Raw genomic sequence first — 13,871 nt, 5'->3', positions numbered from 1 at the left:
AATGACCGAAATCTACAAGGAACTCATCAAGAACGGTGATTTCGCCACCGGTAATCTCGATGGCTGGACAATCATCACTGAAAGCGATTTCTCGGTAATGGAGTATGAACCCGGCAAGAACTGCGCGGTGTTGCAATCCTTCACCGTTTCCCACGATGGCCTGCGGCAGGTGGTCTATGGAAAGCCGGGAATCTACGAGGTGTCCTTCCTGCATCGCACCACCGACAAGGCGGGCCAACCGGTGGATATAGGCACCCTGAATGGCGCCGGAATCATCTGGACCACCAGTGAAGGGATGGAATCCAAGACGCTGCTACTCGTTTCCGGGATGGAGTGGAGAAATGCGTTTCTGCGGTTCGAGGTACCGAAAGTGGAATCCCTGGTGAGATTCCACTTTGGCATCAGTAATATCGACAACAGCTTTCGCGCGGCCCTGCGCGACGACAGCCGGTTCGAGAATATCGAGTCGCCGATTGCCGTTGCCAACGTCAGCTTTCGAATGATCCTGTGAGTCAGGCAAGGGCCGTTCGGCATGTTTCACCGGACGGCCCCGAACCTCATTCCGAAGGCTTCTTCAGCTTCGGATTGGGGAAGAACTGCACCGTCTGCACCGCAGGTTTCGCCGCCTTCGGCTGCTCCTGGTTGACCCGCGTCCCCAGCTCCTTCGGTACCGACAGGCCCTGCTCGTTGAGGGTGTCGGAGAAGCCGCAGTTGACGCACTCGCGATGCGGCACGCCATCGACGCTCCACATCTTCAGCTTGTCCGGCTGGCTGCACGCCGGGCATACCGCCCCGGCGATGAAGCGTTTTGGGGTCGTGCTCATGCCGCCAGGTCCTCGCTCAGGCCACTGTGGCGCAGCAGCGCGTCGATGGACGGCTCGCGACCGCGGAAGTCGACGAACAGCAGCATCGGCTCCTGCGAACCACCCCGGGCCAGGATCGCCTCGCGGAAGGCGCGGCCGGTCTCGGCGTTGAGCACGCCTTCTTCCTCGAAGCGCGAGAACGCATCGGCGGACAGCACTTCAGCCCACTTGTAGCTGTAGTAACCGGCCGCGTATCCGCCGGCGAAGATGTGCGCGAAACTGTTGGGGAAGCGGTTGTACGCCGGTGGACGCATGACCGAGACCTCGTCGCGCACGCCTTCGAGCACTTCCAGCACGCTGCGGCCGTCGCCATGGCGGGCATGCAGTTCGAAGTCGAACAGGGAGAACTCCAGCTGGCGGACCATCATCAGGCCGGACTGGAAGTTCTTCGCCGCCAGCATCTTCTCCAGCAGGTCCTGCGGCAGCGGCTCGCCGCTTTCGTAGTGGCCGGAGATCAGCGCCAGGCCTTCCGGCTCCCAGCACCAGTTCTCCATGAACTGGCTCGGCAGCTCCACCGCATCCCAGGCCACGCCGTTGATGCCGGACACGCCGGCATGCTCGATACGGGTCAGCAGGTGGTGCAGGCCGTGGCCGAATTCGTGGAACAGGGTGGTCACTTCATCGTGGGTCAGCAGGGCCGGCTTGCCTGGCGCGGCCGGGGTGAAGTTGCACACCAGGTTGGCCACCGGGCTCTGCAGCGCGCCGCCGGCGGTGCGGCGACGGTCGCGGGCGCCGTCCATCCAGGCACCGCCACGCTTGTTGGCGCGGGCGTAGAGGTCGAAGAAGAAGCGTCCGACGTGCTGGCCGTTCTCCTTGATCTCGAACAGGCGCACGTCCGGGTGCCAGGTGTCGAAGCCCTTCTGCTCGGCGATCTCGATGCCGTACAGGCGCTGGACGATGGCGAACAGGCCGGACAGCACCTTGTCGATCGGGAAGTAAGCGCGCAGGGTTTCCTGGGACACGCTGTAGCGCTGTTCGCGCAGCTTCTCGCCGTAGAAACCGCTGTCCCAGCTTTGCAGGTCGGCGCAGCCTTGTTCGGCGGCGTAGGCCTTGAGCTGGGCCAGGTCCTGGACAGCGTAGGGTTTGCTGCGCTGCGCCAGGTTGCGCAGGAAGCCCAGCACCTGGTCGCTGGATTCGGCCATCTTGGTCGCCAGGCTCAGCTCGGCGAAGTTGGCGAAGCCCAGCAGCCCGGCGAGCTCCTGGCGCAGGTCGAGGATGTCGTGCATCACCGGGCCGTTGTCGAACTGGCCGGCATTCGGGCCCTGGTCGGAGGCGCGGGTGCAGTAGGCGGCATAGACCTCTTCGCGCAGGGCGCGGTCTTGCGCGTAGGTCATCACCGCGTAGTAGCTGGGGAATTCCAGGCTGATCAGCCAGCCGTCGAGGCCCTTGGCCTGGGCGGCGGCGGCCATCTGCGCCTTGGCCGAGTCGGTCAGGCCGGCGAGGGCGGCTTCGTCGGTGACGTGCTTGGTCCAGGCCTGGGTGGCGTCGAGCAGCTGGTTGGAGAAGCGGCTGCCCAGCTCGGACAGCTTGCTCTGCACTTCGGCATAGCGCTTCTGCTGCTCCGGCGGCAGGTCGATACCCGACAGGCGGAAGTCGCGCAGGGCGTGTTCGAGGATGGTCTTTTGCGCCACGTCGAAGCCGGCGGCCTCGGGGCTGGCGGCCAGCGCCTCGTAGGCCTGGAACAGCTCGCGGTTCTGGCCGATTTCGGTGGAGTAGGCGCTCAGGGCCGGCAGGCAGGCCTCGTAGGCCTCGCGCAGTTCGGCGCTGTTGCACACGGCGTTGAGGTGGCTGACCGGGCTCCAGGCCGCGCCGAGGCGGTCGTTGAGCTCGTCCATGGCCAGGACCAGGCCGGCCCAGCTGGGGTTCTGGCCCTGGTCCTTGAGGATCGTGTCGATGGCTTTGCGGTTGTCGGCCAGGATCTGTTCGATCGCCGGCAACACATGCTCGGCGCGGATAGCCGAGAAGGGCGGCAGGTCATAGGACTGCAGAAGCGGGTTGTTCGCACTCACGGTTGGACACCTTGGCAGAAGAAACACCGGGCCATCTTAATTACAATCGCCGTCGCCCGCAGCTAATTAGCCTTAGAGAGGTTTCCTGTTCATGGCCATTCGCACCTATCAGCAGCACACGCCGAAGCTCGGCGAACGCGCCTTCGTCGACCGCAGCGCGGTGGTCATCGGCGATGTCGAGATCGGCGACGACAGCTCGGTCTGGCCGCTGACGGTGATCCGCGGCGACATGCACCGCATCCGCATCGGCGCACGGACCAGCGTGCAGGACGCCAGCGTGCTGCACATCACCCACGCCGGCCCGTTCAACCCCGACGGCTTCCCGCTGCTGATCGGCGACGACGTGACCATCGGCCACAAGGTCATGCTCCACGGCTGCACCCTGGGCAACCGCATCCTGGTGGGGATGGGCAGCACGATCATGGACGGCGCGGTGGTCGAGGACGAAGTGATCATCGGCGCCGGCAGCCTGGTGCCGCCTGGCAAGCGCCTGGAAAGCGGCTTCCTCTACGTCGGCAGCCCGGTGAAGCAGGCGCGGCCGCTGACCGACAAGGAGCGCGCGTTCTTCCCCTACAGCGCCGCCAACTACGTGCGCCTCAAGGACCAGCACCTGGCCGAAGGCTACGACCGGCCCGAGTGACGAATTCCACTTTTTGCGAGACCGACATGCACCAGCAGAACATCCTCTTCGACCTCGACGGCACCCTGACCGACCCGCGCGAAGGCATCACCCGTTCCATCCAGTACGCCCTGGCCAAGCTGGGCATCGACGAGCCCGACCTGGCCCGCCTGGAACACTTCATCGGCCCGCCGCTGCTGCAGGCCTTCATGCAGTTCTACAGCTTCGACGAAGCCAAGGCCTGGGACGCGGTGAATTTCTACCGGGAGCGCTTCAAGGTCACCGGCCTGTATGAAAACCGCGTGTTCGACGGCGTCGGCGATCTGCTGAGCGAACTGCAAGGGCAGGGGCGCACGCTCTATATCGCCACGTCCAAGCCCTGGGTGTTCGCCCGGGAAATTGCCCGGCATTTCGATTTCGCCCGGCATTTCAAGGTGATCTACGGCAGCGAGCTGGACGGCACGCGGACCAACAAGGTCGAGCTGATCGGGCATCTGCTGGCCGAAGAGGGCCTGGACCCGGCGCAGACCCTGATGATCGGCGACCGCAAGCACGACCTGATCGGTGCGCGCAGCAATGGGCTGGAAGCGGTGGCCGTGGGATACGGGTTCGGTAGCCGGGAAGAGCTGGAAGCAGAAACACCGGCTTATCACTACGAGACGCTGGCGCAGATGCATCAGGCCTTTCTGCGGTCTTGAGGGTCTCATCGCTGGCAAGCCAGCTCCCAGTTACTGTACAGGTCTCAAGGTCTGTGCTGACCCTGTGGGAGCTGGCTTGCCAGCGATGCTTTTTTAAGAAGGGCCTGGCGCTGATCGGTGGGCAACCGGCCGACGTCCTCGACCCGCCGATAGAACCGCTCCCAATCCCCGCCCACCTCGGCAAACAACGCCGCAAACGCGGGCACCCACTGGTCATACAGCCCGAACGGCAGCAGCCTGGCGTTGTTCATCGGCGCATTGATCCAGGCATCGAAACGACCGACGCCGCCCCACTCGCTATCCCGTAGCTGCCGGTATTCCCGGCGCATCCGCTCGAACTCCGCCTGCTTCCCCGCCCGCATCTCCTCGACGGACAGCGGCCTCGCATACAACGCCTTGAGCCGCTCCCGCGTCGCCAGCACCAAGGCGATGAACTGGGCCCGCTGCTTGCCAGCATCCGCCGCCTGCGCCGGCAAGCCTCGGAATGCCCGCCACTGCCGTGTGCCTTCCTGCTCGACGAAGGTGGCGAAGGACTCGTTGAACGCCGTGTCGTCCTTGACGTAGAAGCGCTGGTGCGCCAGCTCGTGGAAGATCACCGTGGCCAGGCGCTCGTCGCCCCAGCCGACCATGGAATTGAGGATCGGATCGTCGAACCAGCCCAGGGTCGAATAGGCCTCAACCCCGCCGATATACACGTCCATCCCCTCCAGCTTGCGCAGCGCCGCCTCGCCACGGGCGCCACCCTGGCTGTAGTAGCCGCGATAGGCCACGCAGCCGGCGATGGGGAAGCAGTGGGTGAGGGGATCGAGGGAAAGCTCAGGCGTGGCGAACACATTCCACACCACGTAGGGCCGGCCGATATCGGCATACACCCGGTAGCTGCGGTTGTCCGGCAGCTTGAGGTGCTCGCTGGCGAACACCCGGGCCTTCTGCGACCGCTGCAGATGACTGCGCAAGGTGGCATCGGTGGCCGGGTCGGCAATCACCTGTTCCACCGGCGTGCGCGCCCGCAGCAGCTGCAACTGGCCTTCGCCGAGCTGGCTGTAGTAGCCGAGGCTGCTGCAACCGTTCAGCAGGCCAAGCAGGAGTACGGGAACCAACACCCTGAAAACGCGGTCGAGTGCCCCGGAGCTTGAGCGCAGCAGAAGAAGAATTCGAATCATGCGTGGGGTGGTCTCGCTCAAGTCCTTTCGCCTCAAGACTATCCTGCCCGCCCGGAGTTTTGCCATGCGAACGATGCTCGCTGCCAGCACCCTGCTGGCGCTCGCCGGTTGTGCCGGCCTGCCCGATCCGGACCCGTCCCAGGCCTGGGTCGATCTCGCCCCTGGCCAGGACCAGACCCTGCATGCCGTCGAAGTCGACGACCGCGCCTGGGCCGACAAGCGCTATTTCCAGGTGCCCCCGGGCAACCACCAGCTCACCGTGCGCTACCTGTTCCCGGTCGATCCCAGCAATATCGGCCCGGTCAGCGAGCCGCTGTGGCGCGATTGCCAGCTCAACCTGAAGTTCGCCGACTTCAGTGCCGGCCAGCGCTACCGCCTGGAAACCGGCACCATCGGCTTCCGCCCCTGGGCAAAACTCTATGACGAACAGAGCAAGCTGGTGGGACGCGGCTTGCCGGCTGGCTGCCAGCGCACCTGATGGCCACTAATGGCGCTATGCTTGGGCTTTATATCGCCTGCCTGCGGAGACCCCTCATGCGCCAGCCAGCGATGTTGCTCGCTTTCAGTACCCTGGGCGCCTGTGCCAGCCCGATGCCCCCGGTCGACCAGAAACAGGCCTGGGTCGATTTCTACACCATCACCCCCGGCAAGCTGGTGATGGCCGAATCCCTCGACGGCAAGCGCCTGCAAGACGGCCGATTCTTCCAGGTGACGCCGGGCAAGCACGAGCTGGTGGTGCGTTTCGACTACGAACTGCAGACAGGCACCGGCTTCAACACCGACCCGACCGAGCGCACCTGCTACCTGACGGTGGAGTACGACGGCTTCAAGGCCGGCCAGCGCTACCGCCTGGAAGCCCGGGCCGTGGCCAACCAGCCCAACGCCCGGCTATACGACGCCGAACGGCGGGTGCTGGCCGAGGACCGGCTGACCCACTGCATCCCGTGAGTCAACGGTCGTTGCGCTGGTAGATGATCTTCCTGGTGCCACCGTCACAGCTGCCCACGACCATGTTCTGGTCGTGGACTTCGCTGTTGGGCACGATTTCCAGGGTGTAGGACGTCACCCCGCGGGCCTGGATCTTCGCTTCGATTTCAGCCTTCAATTCCTCGCACGGCTTGGGTGCGGCAAAGGCATTGACCGCCAGCAGCGAAGCCAGGACAGCAATTGCACTACGGATCATGAGCAGTTTCCTCGTGGCAAGAGAACTTCAGCCAACGAACGTTGGACCGAAGGAGCATGCCATGGTTCTGCTACCCACCGCTCACGACTGAAGCGTGGCGTCCAGGCTGATCTTCGCGTTGAGCACTTTCGATACCGGGCAGCCGGCCTTGGCCTTGTTGGCCAGTTCCTGGAACTGCTGATCGCTGGCGCCCGGCACCTTGGCCTTGAGGATCAGGTGCACGGCGGTGATGGCGAAGCCGTCGGGCTGCTTGTCCAGCGTCACTTCGGCGGTGGTGTCGATGCTGTCCGGCTTGAACCCGGCCTCGCCGAGGATCATCGACAACGCCATGGAGAAACAGCCAGCGTGGGCGGCGCCGATCAGTTCTTCCGGATTGCTGCCCGGCGTGCCTTCGAAACGCGTGTTGAAGCCATAGGGGATCTGCTTGAGCGCGCCGCTCTCGGTGGAAATATGGCCCTTGCCGTCCTTCAGACCGCCTTCCCAGTGCGCCGATGCTGTCTTTTTCATGATGCCTCCTCGGGTTGCCGGCGCGGTTGGCGCCGTTACTGATTTCAGAGGCCCGGCCTGCGGGCAAGTTCAGCCGGTTTGTCGCCCCGGGGATTGATTCCCCGGCAAGTGCCCCCACAGAAGCAACATCAGGCTGCCCATCCCGGCGGCTTTGTCTTGCCCTGGAGACTCCATGAAGCGACTCACGGACATCAAGATTTCCACCCTCGACCTGGTGCCGGTGCGCCAGGATGGCGGCCCGGCGCAGGCCCTGCGCAACTCGCTGGACCTGGCCCGGCACGCCGAGCGCTTCGGCTACCACCGTTTCTGGGTGGCCGAGCACCACAACATGGACGGCATCGCCAGCTCGGCCACCTCGGTGCTGCTGGGCTACCTGGCCGCAGGCACCTCGACCATCCGCCTCGGCTCGGGTGGCGTGATGCTGCCCAACCATGCGCCGCTGGTGATCGCCGAGCAGTTCGGCACCCTTGCCAGCCTGTATCCCGGCCGCATCGAGCTCGGACTCGGTCGCGCCCCCGGCTCAGACCAGATGACCGCCCGCGCCCTGCGCCGCGAGCGTTCCGGCAGCGCCGACGATTTCCCGGACGACGTCCTCGAACTGATGCGCTACCTCGGCCCGCGCACGCCTGATCAAAAAGTGATCGCCGTGCCCGGGCATGGCACCGAGGTGCCGATCTGGCTGCTCGGTTCCAGCCTGTTCAGTGCCCAGCTGGCCGGGCAGCTGGGCTTGCCCTACGCCTTCGCCTCGCACTTCGCGCCGCGCTTCATGCATGAGGCGATCCGCGTCTACCGCAACCACTTCAAGCCGTCGGCGGTGCTCGATGCGCCCTATGTGATGCTCGGGGTGCCGATGGTGGTGGCGGATACCGACGAGCAGGCGGAATACCTGGCGACCTCGGTGTACCAGCGCATCCTGGCGCTGATGCGCGGCCAGAGCCTGATGCAGAAGCCACCGGTGGAAAGCATGAACGGGCTGTGGCTGCCCCATGAGCGGGACGCGGTGGGGGATTTCCTCGGCCTGGCGATGATCGGCAGTCCGGCGAAGGTGAAGGCCAAGCTGGAAGTGTTGCTGGAGCAGACCGGGGCGGATGAGCTGATCTTCACCTCCGACCTGTATGAGCACGCGGACCGGATCCGCTCCTATGAGCTGATGGCGCAGACCGTACTCGGCAGCTAAGGGGCGGCGCGGACATTGTGGGAGCGGGGTGACCCCCGCGTACGGTATTGTAATAAACAGTGCCAAAGCCGGGGGAACCCCGGCCCCAAGGGCGGGGGGGCGGGTACTTTGTGGGTGGGGTTTCACCCGGTTTTACTTTAGTGAATTCACCATGGCAATCGCGGGTGAACCCGCTCCCACAGGGGATGGCGTCGTTCTTACCCGCGCTTGTAGACGATCTCCTTGGTCCCCGCCTCACAAGTGCCCACGACGTTTCCGCCCGCCCCCTTGCTGACGATCTCCAGCGAATAATTCTTCACCCCCTTGGCATCCAGCTTCGCCGCGATCTCGCTCTTCAACTCTTCACACGGCTTGCCCGCCGCGAACGCGCCACCGGCCAGGCCCATCAACGCTACCGCCAGAATCACCTGCTTCATTGATCGCTCTCCTTGTTGGACCAAAACGACAAAGGCCCCGAGTCCCCCTCGAAGCCCCTGCCCATGTAACCCGTCAATCATTTCAACTGTTGGCGATGCGGAACCCGACTTTCAGGGTCACCTGGAAATGCGCCGCCTTGTTGTCGCGGATATGCCCGCGGGTATCCACCACCTCGAACCATTCCAGGTGCTTGATGCTCTTGCCGGCTTCGGCCAGGGCATTGTTGATGGCGTCCTCGATGCTGGTGGGGGACGAGCCGACAAGCTCGATCTTCTTGTAGGTGTGATGATCGGACATCGCTGTTCTCCTTCTGGAATGTGCGCATTGAGCCTAGCAGCGCCGGGCCGTTTTACCTCTGAGATCGCCACGACGCAGAACGTTCGATCGCACTGCACTTTCCTGGCGGCCCGGAGTCGGAACCTACACACCTCACTCAACCCTGAAGGAGAGTCACCATGGCCAATAGCTCGCTACGCAAAGCCTCGCTGCAAAGCATGGAAGCGGAAATCGAAAGCCTGCTGAAATCCCTGGAGAGCCTGAAAGACGATGCCTCGGACGAATCGCGCAAGACCCTCAAGGCCCTGCGCGGCAGCGCCGAGAACGCCCTGCGCCATTCTCGGGAACTGCTCGGCGATGCGTACGAAGAGGTGAAGACCCGTACCCGCGAGACCGGTCTTGCCACCCGCGACTATGCCCAGCAACACCCCTGGACCACCGCCGGCGTGGTCATCGGCGCCCTCGGCCTGCTGGCCGCCTACCTGATGTGCAAGCGCGGCGACTGATCGCCCTGTTGCGCCAGCTCTGCGCGCAACCATCCCGCCAACTGCTCGGCGCGCCCATCCGCGGCGCGTCGTGGCACCCACAGCGCCAATGACGCCTCGGTCGGGCTGAAGCCCCAGGGCGCGGCCAGGCGGCCGCTGCGCAGGTCGTCGGCCACCAGCGGCCGTGGCGCGATCGCCACGCCAAGGCCGGCTCCCGCCGCTTCCAGCAAGTAGTACAGATGCTCGAACGCCTGTCCGTAGCGCAAGGCGCCGGGCTCGATGCCCTGTTGTCGCGCCCAGTCCGGCCAGGCCTGGGGCCGCGAGGTGGTGTGCAGCAGCGCTTCGTCGAGCAGGGCGCTGGCCGGTTTGTCACGCAGCCGCTCGAACCCGGCGAAATGCGGACTGAGCACCGGCCCCACGCACTCCTGCGCCAGCACATGCACCGCCATGTCCGCCGGCCAGGGCGGCTCGGCGAACACCAGCAGCGCATCCAGCCCCGGGCGGCGTGGGTCAAGATCGCCCTCGCCGGCGGACAGGTGCAGGCGCAGGTCCGGCAGATCAGCCTTCAGGCGTCCCAGACGCGGAATGAACCAGCGCGCCAGCAGGCTCCCCGAACAGCCAAGGACGAACGGCGCCTCCGCACCGCTCTGGCTCAGCTCGGCGCAGACCGCGCGCAGGCGCTCGAAGGCCTCGCCACTGACCTCCCGCAGGCGCAGGCCGGCATCTGTGAGTTTGAGGCCGCGCCCGTCCTTGACGAACAGGCTGACCCCGAGATGTTCCTCCAGCACCTTCAACTGCCGGCTGACCGCGCCGTGGGTCACGTGCAGTTGCTCGGCCGCCTGGCTGACGCTGCCCAGGCGGGCGGCGGCCTCGAAGGCGCGAAGGGCATTCAGCGGTGGCAGTTCCCTGGACATGACGTGTGAGTTTTCCTGACAGGTTGCGGCGATCTTATCGGTTTTCAGCAGGACGTGTCGTGGTTAGAGTAGGACCATTGTCAGCACAATCCTTCTTGACGGAGCGACCCATGACCCAGTCCAACCTTCGCAGCGGCCCCGACGCCAACGGCCTGTTCGGTGCCTTTGGTGGCCGCTACGTCGCCGAAACCCTGATGCCACTGGTCCTCGACCTGGCCCGTGAATACGAAGCGGCCAAGGCCGACCCGGAATTCCTCGAACAACTGGCGTACTTCCAGCGCGACTATATCGGCCGCCCCAACCCGCTGTACTTCGCCGAACGCCTGACCGAGCACTGCGGCGGCGCGAAGATCTTCTTCAAGCGTGAAGAACTGAACCACACCGGCGCGCACAAGGTGAACAACTGCATCGGCCAGGTCCTGCTGGCCAAGCGCATGGGCAAGAAGCGCCTGATCGCCGAGACCGGCGCCGGCATGCACGGCGTGGCCACCGCCACCGTCGCCGCGCGCTTCGGCCTGCCTTGCGTGATCTACATGGGCGCCACCGACATCGAGCGCCAGCAAGCCAACGTGTTCCGCATGAAGCTGCTGGGCGCCGAGATCGTCCCGGTCACCGCCGGCACCGGCACCCTCAAGGACGCGATGAACGAAGCCCTGCGCGACTGGGTGACCAACGTCGACGACACCTTCTACCTGATCGGCACCGTGGCCGGCCCGCACCCGTATCCGGCGATGGTCCGCGACTTCCAGTCGATCATCGGCAAGGAAACCCGCGCCCAGCTGCACGAGAAGGAAGGCCGCCTGCCGGACAGCCTGGTCGCCTGCGTCGGCGGTGGCTCCAACGCCATGGGCCTGTTCCACGACTTCCTCGATGACACCAGCGTGCAGATCATCGGCGTCGAAGCCGGCGGCCATGGCGTCGACACCGACAAGCACGCGGCCAGCCTCAACGGCGGCGTACCGGGCGTGCTGCACGGCAACCGCACCTACCTGCTGCAGGACGCCGACGGCCAGATCACCGACGCCCACTCGATTTCCGCCGGCCTCGACTACCCGGGCATCGGCCCGGAACACGCCTGGTTGCACGAGATCAAGCGCGTCGAATACGTGAGCATCACCGACGACGAAGCCCTGGGCGCGTTCCACACCTGCTGCCGCCTGGAAGGCATCATCCCGGCGCTGGAAAGCTCCCACGCCCTGGCCGAAGCCATCAAGCGCGCGCCGACCCTGCCCAAGGATCACCTGATGGTGGTGTGCCTGTCCGGGCGCGGCGACAAAGACATGCAAACCGTAATGAGCCATATGGCCGCGACCGCAGAGCAGGAGAAGCAGGCATGAGCCGTCTCGAACAACGTTTTTCCGAGCTGAAGCAGGAAGGCCGCGCCGCCCTGGTGACTTTCATCACCGCCGGCGACCCGGGCTACGACGCCTCCCTGAAGATCCTCAAGGGCCTGCCGGCGGCGGGTGCCGACGTGATCGAGCTGGGCATGCCGTTCACCGACCCGATGGCCGACGGCGTGGCGATCCAGCTGGCGACCCTGCGCGCCCTGGATGCTGGCCAGACCCTGGCCAAGACCCTGCAGATGGTTCGCGAATTCCGTGTGGATAACCAGACCACGCCGATCGTGCTGATGGGCTACTACAACCCGATCCATCGCTTTGGCGTGGAGAAGTTCGTGGCCGAGGCCAATGAAGCGGGCGTCGATGGCCTGATCATCGTCGACCTGCCGCCGGAGCACGATGCCGAGCTGGCGACCCCGGCCCAGGCCGCGGGCATCGACTTCATCCGCCTGACCACCCCGACCACCGACGACGCGCGTCTGCCGCGAGTGCTGGAGCGCAGTTCGGGCTTCGTCTACTACGTGTCGGTGGCCGGAGTGACCGGTGCCGGTTCGGCGACCACCGAGCACGTGACCGAAGCCGTGGCGCGTCTGCGCCGGCACACCGATCTGCCGGTGAGCGTTGGTTTCGGCATCCGTACGCCGGAGCAGGCCGCGGCGATCGCCCGGTTGGCGGAAGGCGTGGTGGTGGGGTCGGCGCTGGTGGACAAGATCGCTACCGCCGCAAGCCCCGAGCAGGCTGTGGATAACGTCCTGGCGCTGTGCTCGGCGCTGGCCGAAGGCGTGCGGGGTGCGCGCAAATCTTAAGAGCCCCGCGGACCCTGTGGGAGCTGGCTTGCCAGCGATGACTGTGGTGAATTCACCATTGCAATCGCTGGCAAGCCAGCTCCCACAGGTTTTCACAGGCCTCAAACTTTCAGCAGATCACTCGAAGATCGACAGATCCAGCGGCCTGATATCCCCCATCCAGATCGCATGATCCCGGTGATCCGCAAGCTCATCCCCGGTCAGCGGATGCAGGAACACCACCAACCCCCTCCGATACAGCGCCAGCCATGGCAACACCACCCCGATCAACTCCGACCCGAAGGCCAGCTGGCAGCTCCAGTCCGGATGCGGTCCCACCGGCTTTCGGTGCAGGCGGCCCATGGTCACCGGAAACAGCTTGGCCGTCTCCTCGCACAACTCCCGCGCCTGCTCGAACGTGCTCTCGTCGTAATAAACGTGGGCGTGATAGCCCTTGATCCTTTCCACGCCTGACTCCTGAAGTCGATAACTCGCTGCGCCGCAGTCTATACGAGCTGCCCGGCCTGTTCTTCCACCAACCACGTGACGAATCGTTCGATCAGTACGTTGCGCCGCTTACGCGGAGGACGTACTACGTAGTATCCCTTGCTGGAACGAATTGATGCATTCAGCGGCCGGCACAGCAGGCCCTGGTCGAGCAAGGCGTCGACCAGGTAGCGCCAGCCGATGGCCACGCCTTGCCCGGCGATCGCGGCCTGGATCAGCAGGGTGTAGTTGTCGAAACGCAGCGGCCCGGAGGTCGGCGGGCTGGCCAGGCCCAGCTCGCGAAATACCCCGCTCCAGTCGAACCAGCGGCTCGCCGACTCGCCACGCAGGTGCAGCAACGGCAGTTCGGCCAGGCTTTCCGCTGCCAGCGGAACAGGCTTTTGCTCCAGCAAACGCGGGCTGCAAACCGGAAAAACCTCTTCATCGAACAGCCACTGCGCCTCGCCCTGACGAAAGCGCCCGTCGCCGAACAGCACTGCCACGTCGATGTCCGGGCGCAGCATGCCGTGGCTGCGCTCGCTGGTGACCAGGCTCACGTCGACCCGCGGATTGGCCTGGTGAAAGCGCTGCAAACGCGGCATCAGCCAGTACGCGGCAAAGGCGAAATCGGTGGCCACCCGCAGCACTTCATGCTGGCCGCGTCCGGCCACCTGGGACACGCCATCGTCGAGATTGAGCATGCCCATGTGTACTTGCTCGTACAGCAGTACACCGGCCTCGGTCAGCTCTATTCCGCGGTAGATACGGTCGAACAGACGCGCGCCGAGTTGCTCTTCGAGGCGCTTGATCTGCTGGCTGACCGCCGGCTGGGTGGTACCCAGCTCGACCGCCGCCGCCGTGAAACTGTGGTGCCGCGCTGCGGCCTCGAACACCCGCAGCACGTCCAGGGACATCGCGCCCAATGCTTCAAACATAAGCTCAGCTAATC

At 65.0% G+C, this 13,871-nt stretch carries 19 protein-coding genes; 9 read left to right on the top strand and 10 right to left on the bottom strand.

Translation table 11 applies throughout. The features are described from left to right. Position 1 precedes the first annotated feature (1 nt). Complete coding sequence (locus V0R59_RS10155) at positions 2-511, top strand: hypothetical protein (protein WP_330072946.1); 510 nt, start codon at positions 2-4, stop codon at positions 509-511. A 46-nt stretch (positions 512-557) separates the two neighbouring features. Here the strand turns inward: V0R59_RS10155 and V0R59_RS10150 are convergent, their stop codons facing one another. Next, positions 558-824, bottom strand: a complete 267-nt coding sequence (locus tag V0R59_RS10150; RefSeq protein WP_330072945.1) for a YheV family putative zinc ribbon protein — start codon at positions 822-824, stop codon at positions 558-560. Continuing rightward, a complete protein-coding gene (prlC, locus tag V0R59_RS10145; protein ID WP_330072944.1) occupies positions 821-2,872 on the bottom strand; it encodes an oligopeptidase A in 2,052 nt (683 codons plus the stop codon). Before prlC ends, V0R59_RS10150 begins: the two co-directional genes overlap by 4 nt. Positions 2,873-2,963: 91 nt before the next feature. Here prlC and V0R59_RS10140 point away from each other — a divergent pair, with 91 nt between their 5' ends. Together V0R59_RS10140 and V0R59_RS10135 are read left to right on the top strand one after the other, a co-directional pair. Further along, the gene (locus tag V0R59_RS10140) at positions 2,964-3,512 is read left to right on the top strand and encodes a gamma carbonic anhydrase family protein (protein WP_330072943.1); all 549 of its coding nucleotides are present in this window, start codon (positions 2,964-2,966) and stop codon (positions 3,510-3,512) included. A gap of 26 nt (positions 3,513-3,538) precedes the next feature. Beyond that, positions 3,539-4,189 carry an HAD family hydrolase gene (locus V0R59_RS10135; RefSeq protein ID WP_330072942.1) on the top strand — a complete coding sequence of 217 codons (651 nt, stop codon included), beginning with the start codon at positions 3,539-3,541 and terminating at the stop codon, positions 4,187-4,189. A 44-nt stretch (positions 4,190-4,233) separates the two neighbouring features. On the opposite strand, the gene V0R59_RS10130 is transcribed toward V0R59_RS10135, so the two are convergent. Further along, positions 4,234-5,334, bottom strand: a complete 1,101-nt coding sequence (locus tag V0R59_RS10130; RefSeq protein WP_330073018.1) for an aminopeptidase — start codon at positions 5,332-5,334, stop codon at positions 4,234-4,236. A gap of 82 nt (positions 5,335-5,416) precedes the next feature. Between V0R59_RS10130 and V0R59_RS10125 the strand changes: the two genes are divergently transcribed. Both V0R59_RS10125 and V0R59_RS10120 read left to right on the top strand, forming a co-directional pair. After that, positions 5,417-5,830, top strand: coding sequence for a PA0061/PA0062 family lipoprotein (locus tag V0R59_RS10125; RefSeq protein WP_330072941.1), 414 nt, complete (start codon positions 5,417-5,419; stop codon positions 5,828-5,830). A gap of 56 nt (positions 5,831-5,886) precedes the next feature. Continuing rightward, the gene (locus V0R59_RS10120) at positions 5,887-6,300 is read left to right on the top strand and encodes a PA0061/PA0062 family lipoprotein (RefSeq protein WP_330072940.1); all 414 of its coding nucleotides are present in this window, start codon (positions 5,887-5,889) and stop codon (positions 6,298-6,300) included. A gap of 1 nt (position 6,301) precedes the next feature. Here the strand turns inward: V0R59_RS10120 and V0R59_RS10115 are convergent, their stop codons facing one another. Continuing rightward, positions 6,302-6,535: a DUF1161 domain-containing protein gene (locus tag V0R59_RS10115; RefSeq protein ID WP_330072939.1), complete on the bottom strand. Its 234-nt coding sequence runs from the start codon at positions 6,533-6,535 to the stop codon at positions 6,302-6,304. A gap of 81 nt (positions 6,536-6,616) precedes the next feature. Then, positions 6,617-7,042 carry an OsmC family protein gene (locus V0R59_RS10110; RefSeq protein ID WP_330072938.1) on the bottom strand — a complete coding sequence of 142 codons (426 nt, stop codon included), beginning with the start codon at positions 7,040-7,042 and terminating at the stop codon, positions 6,617-6,619. Positions 7,043-7,214: 172 nt separating this feature from the next. Here V0R59_RS10110 and V0R59_RS10105 point away from each other — a divergent pair, with 172 nt between their 5' ends. Next, entirely contained in the window at positions 7,215-8,219 is a 1,005-nt protein-coding gene (locus tag V0R59_RS10105) for an LLM class flavin-dependent oxidoreductase (protein WP_330072937.1), read from the top strand. A gap of 197 nt (positions 8,220-8,416) precedes the next feature. On the opposite strand, the gene V0R59_RS10100 is transcribed toward V0R59_RS10105, so the two are convergent. Together V0R59_RS10100 and V0R59_RS10095 are read right to left on the bottom strand one after the other, a co-directional pair. Continuing rightward, positions 8,417-8,635 carry a DUF1161 domain-containing protein gene (locus V0R59_RS10100; protein WP_330072936.1) on the bottom strand — a complete coding sequence of 73 codons (219 nt, stop codon included), beginning with the start codon at positions 8,633-8,635 and terminating at the stop codon, positions 8,417-8,419. An 82-nt stretch (positions 8,636-8,717) separates the two neighbouring features. Continuing rightward, positions 8,718-8,933 (bottom strand): dodecin, encoded by a 216-nt coding sequence (locus V0R59_RS10095; RefSeq protein ID WP_042121737.1) that lies wholly within the window; start codon positions 8,931-8,933, stop codon positions 8,718-8,720. A 158-nt stretch (positions 8,934-9,091) separates the two neighbouring features. On the opposite strand from V0R59_RS10095, the gene V0R59_RS10090 reads away from it, so the two are divergent. Beyond that, positions 9,092-9,418 carry a DUF883 family protein gene (locus tag V0R59_RS10090; protein ID WP_330072935.1) on the top strand — a complete coding sequence of 109 codons (327 nt, stop codon included), beginning with the start codon at positions 9,092-9,094 and terminating at the stop codon, positions 9,416-9,418. Here the strand turns inward: V0R59_RS10090 and V0R59_RS10085 are convergent. After that, a complete protein-coding gene (locus V0R59_RS10085; protein ID WP_330072934.1) occupies positions 9,391-10,311 on the bottom strand; it encodes a LysR family transcriptional regulator in 921 nt (306 codons plus the stop codon). The two genes, V0R59_RS10090 and V0R59_RS10085, sit on opposite strands and share 28 nt — an antisense overlap. 110 nt (positions 10,312-10,421) lie before the next feature. On the opposite strand from V0R59_RS10085, the gene trpB reads away from it, so the two are divergent. Continuing rightward, positions 10,422-11,648 (top strand): tryptophan synthase subunit beta, encoded by a 1,227-nt coding sequence (gene trpB, locus V0R59_RS10080; RefSeq protein WP_330072933.1) that lies wholly within the window; start codon positions 10,422-10,424, stop codon positions 11,646-11,648. Then, on the top strand, positions 11,645-12,457 hold the full coding sequence (trpA, locus tag V0R59_RS10075) for a tryptophan synthase subunit alpha (RefSeq protein WP_330072932.1): 813 nt from the start codon (positions 11,645-11,647) through the stop codon (positions 12,455-12,457). The genes trpB and trpA overlap by 4 nt, the downstream gene beginning before the upstream one ends. A gap of 117 nt (positions 12,458-12,574) precedes the next feature. Here trpA and V0R59_RS10070 read toward each other — a convergent pair whose 3' ends face one another. Together V0R59_RS10070 and V0R59_RS10065 are read right to left on the bottom strand one after the other, a co-directional pair. Continuing rightward, positions 12,575-12,904 carry a DOPA 4,5-dioxygenase family protein gene (locus tag V0R59_RS10070; protein WP_330072931.1) on the bottom strand — a complete coding sequence of 110 codons (330 nt, stop codon included), beginning with the start codon at positions 12,902-12,904 and terminating at the stop codon, positions 12,575-12,577. Positions 12,905-12,942: 38 nt separating this feature from the next. Continuing rightward, positions 12,943-13,857 (bottom strand): choline sulfate utilization transcriptional regulator, encoded by a 915-nt coding sequence (locus V0R59_RS10065; RefSeq protein WP_330072930.1) that lies wholly within the window; start codon positions 13,855-13,857, stop codon positions 12,943-12,945. Between the last annotated feature and the right edge of the window lie 14 nt (positions 13,858-13,871).

The organism is Pseudomonas ulcerans (assembly GCF_036324125.1).
Taxonomy (GTDB): Bacteria; Pseudomonadota; Gammaproteobacteria; order Pseudomonadales; family Pseudomonadaceae; genus Aquipseudomonas; species Aquipseudomonas ulcerans.
This window is presented reverse-complemented; position numbering and strand designations above follow the sequence as displayed.

Coding starts and splice junctions, on each gene's coding strand:
- V0R59_RS10155 (WP_330072946.1), top strand. CDS start 2: ATGACCGAAATCTACAAGGAACTCATCAAGAACGGTGATTTCGCCACC.
- V0R59_RS10150 (WP_330072945.1), bottom strand. CDS start 824: ATGAGCACGACCCCAAAACGCTTCATCGCCGGGGCGGTATGCCCGGCG.
- V0R59_RS10140 (WP_330072943.1), top strand. CDS start 2,964: ATGGCCATTCGCACCTATCAGCAGCACACGCCGAAGCTCGGCGAACGC.
- V0R59_RS10135 (WP_330072942.1), top strand. CDS start 3,539: ATGCACCAGCAGAACATCCTCTTCGACCTCGACGGCACCCTGACCGAC.
- V0R59_RS10125 (WP_330072941.1), top strand. CDS start 5,417: ATGCGAACGATGCTCGCTGCCAGCACCCTGCTGGCGCTCGCCGGTTGT.
- V0R59_RS10120 (WP_330072940.1), top strand. CDS start 5,887: ATGCGCCAGCCAGCGATGTTGCTCGCTTTCAGTACCCTGGGCGCCTGT.
- V0R59_RS10115 (WP_330072939.1), bottom strand. CDS start 6,535: ATGATCCGTAGTGCAATTGCTGTCCTGGCTTCGCTGCTGGCGGTCAAT.
- V0R59_RS10110 (WP_330072938.1), bottom strand. CDS start 7,042: ATGAAAAAGACAGCATCGGCGCACTGGGAAGGCGGTCTGAAGGACGGC.
- V0R59_RS10105 (WP_330072937.1), top strand. CDS start 7,215: ATGAAGCGACTCACGGACATCAAGATTTCCACCCTCGACCTGGTGCCG.
- V0R59_RS10100 (WP_330072936.1), bottom strand. CDS start 8,635: ATGAAGCAGGTGATTCTGGCGGTAGCGTTGATGGGCCTGGCCGGTGGC.
- V0R59_RS10095 (WP_042121737.1), bottom strand. CDS start 8,933: ATGTCCGATCATCACACCTACAAGAAGATCGAGCTTGTCGGCTCGTCC.
- V0R59_RS10090 (WP_330072935.1), top strand. CDS start 9,092: ATGGCCAATAGCTCGCTACGCAAAGCCTCGCTGCAAAGCATGGAAGCG.
- V0R59_RS10085 (WP_330072934.1), bottom strand. CDS start 10,311: ATGTCCAGGGAACTGCCACCGCTGAATGCCCTTCGCGCCTTCGAGGCC.
- trpB (WP_330072933.1), top strand. CDS start 10,422: ATGACCCAGTCCAACCTTCGCAGCGGCCCCGACGCCAACGGCCTGTTC.
- trpA (WP_330072932.1), top strand. CDS start 11,645: ATGAGCCGTCTCGAACAACGTTTTTCCGAGCTGAAGCAGGAAGGCCGC.
- V0R59_RS10065 (WP_330072930.1), bottom strand. CDS start 13,857: ATGTTTGAAGCATTGGGCGCGATGTCCCTGGACGTGCTGCGGGTGTTC.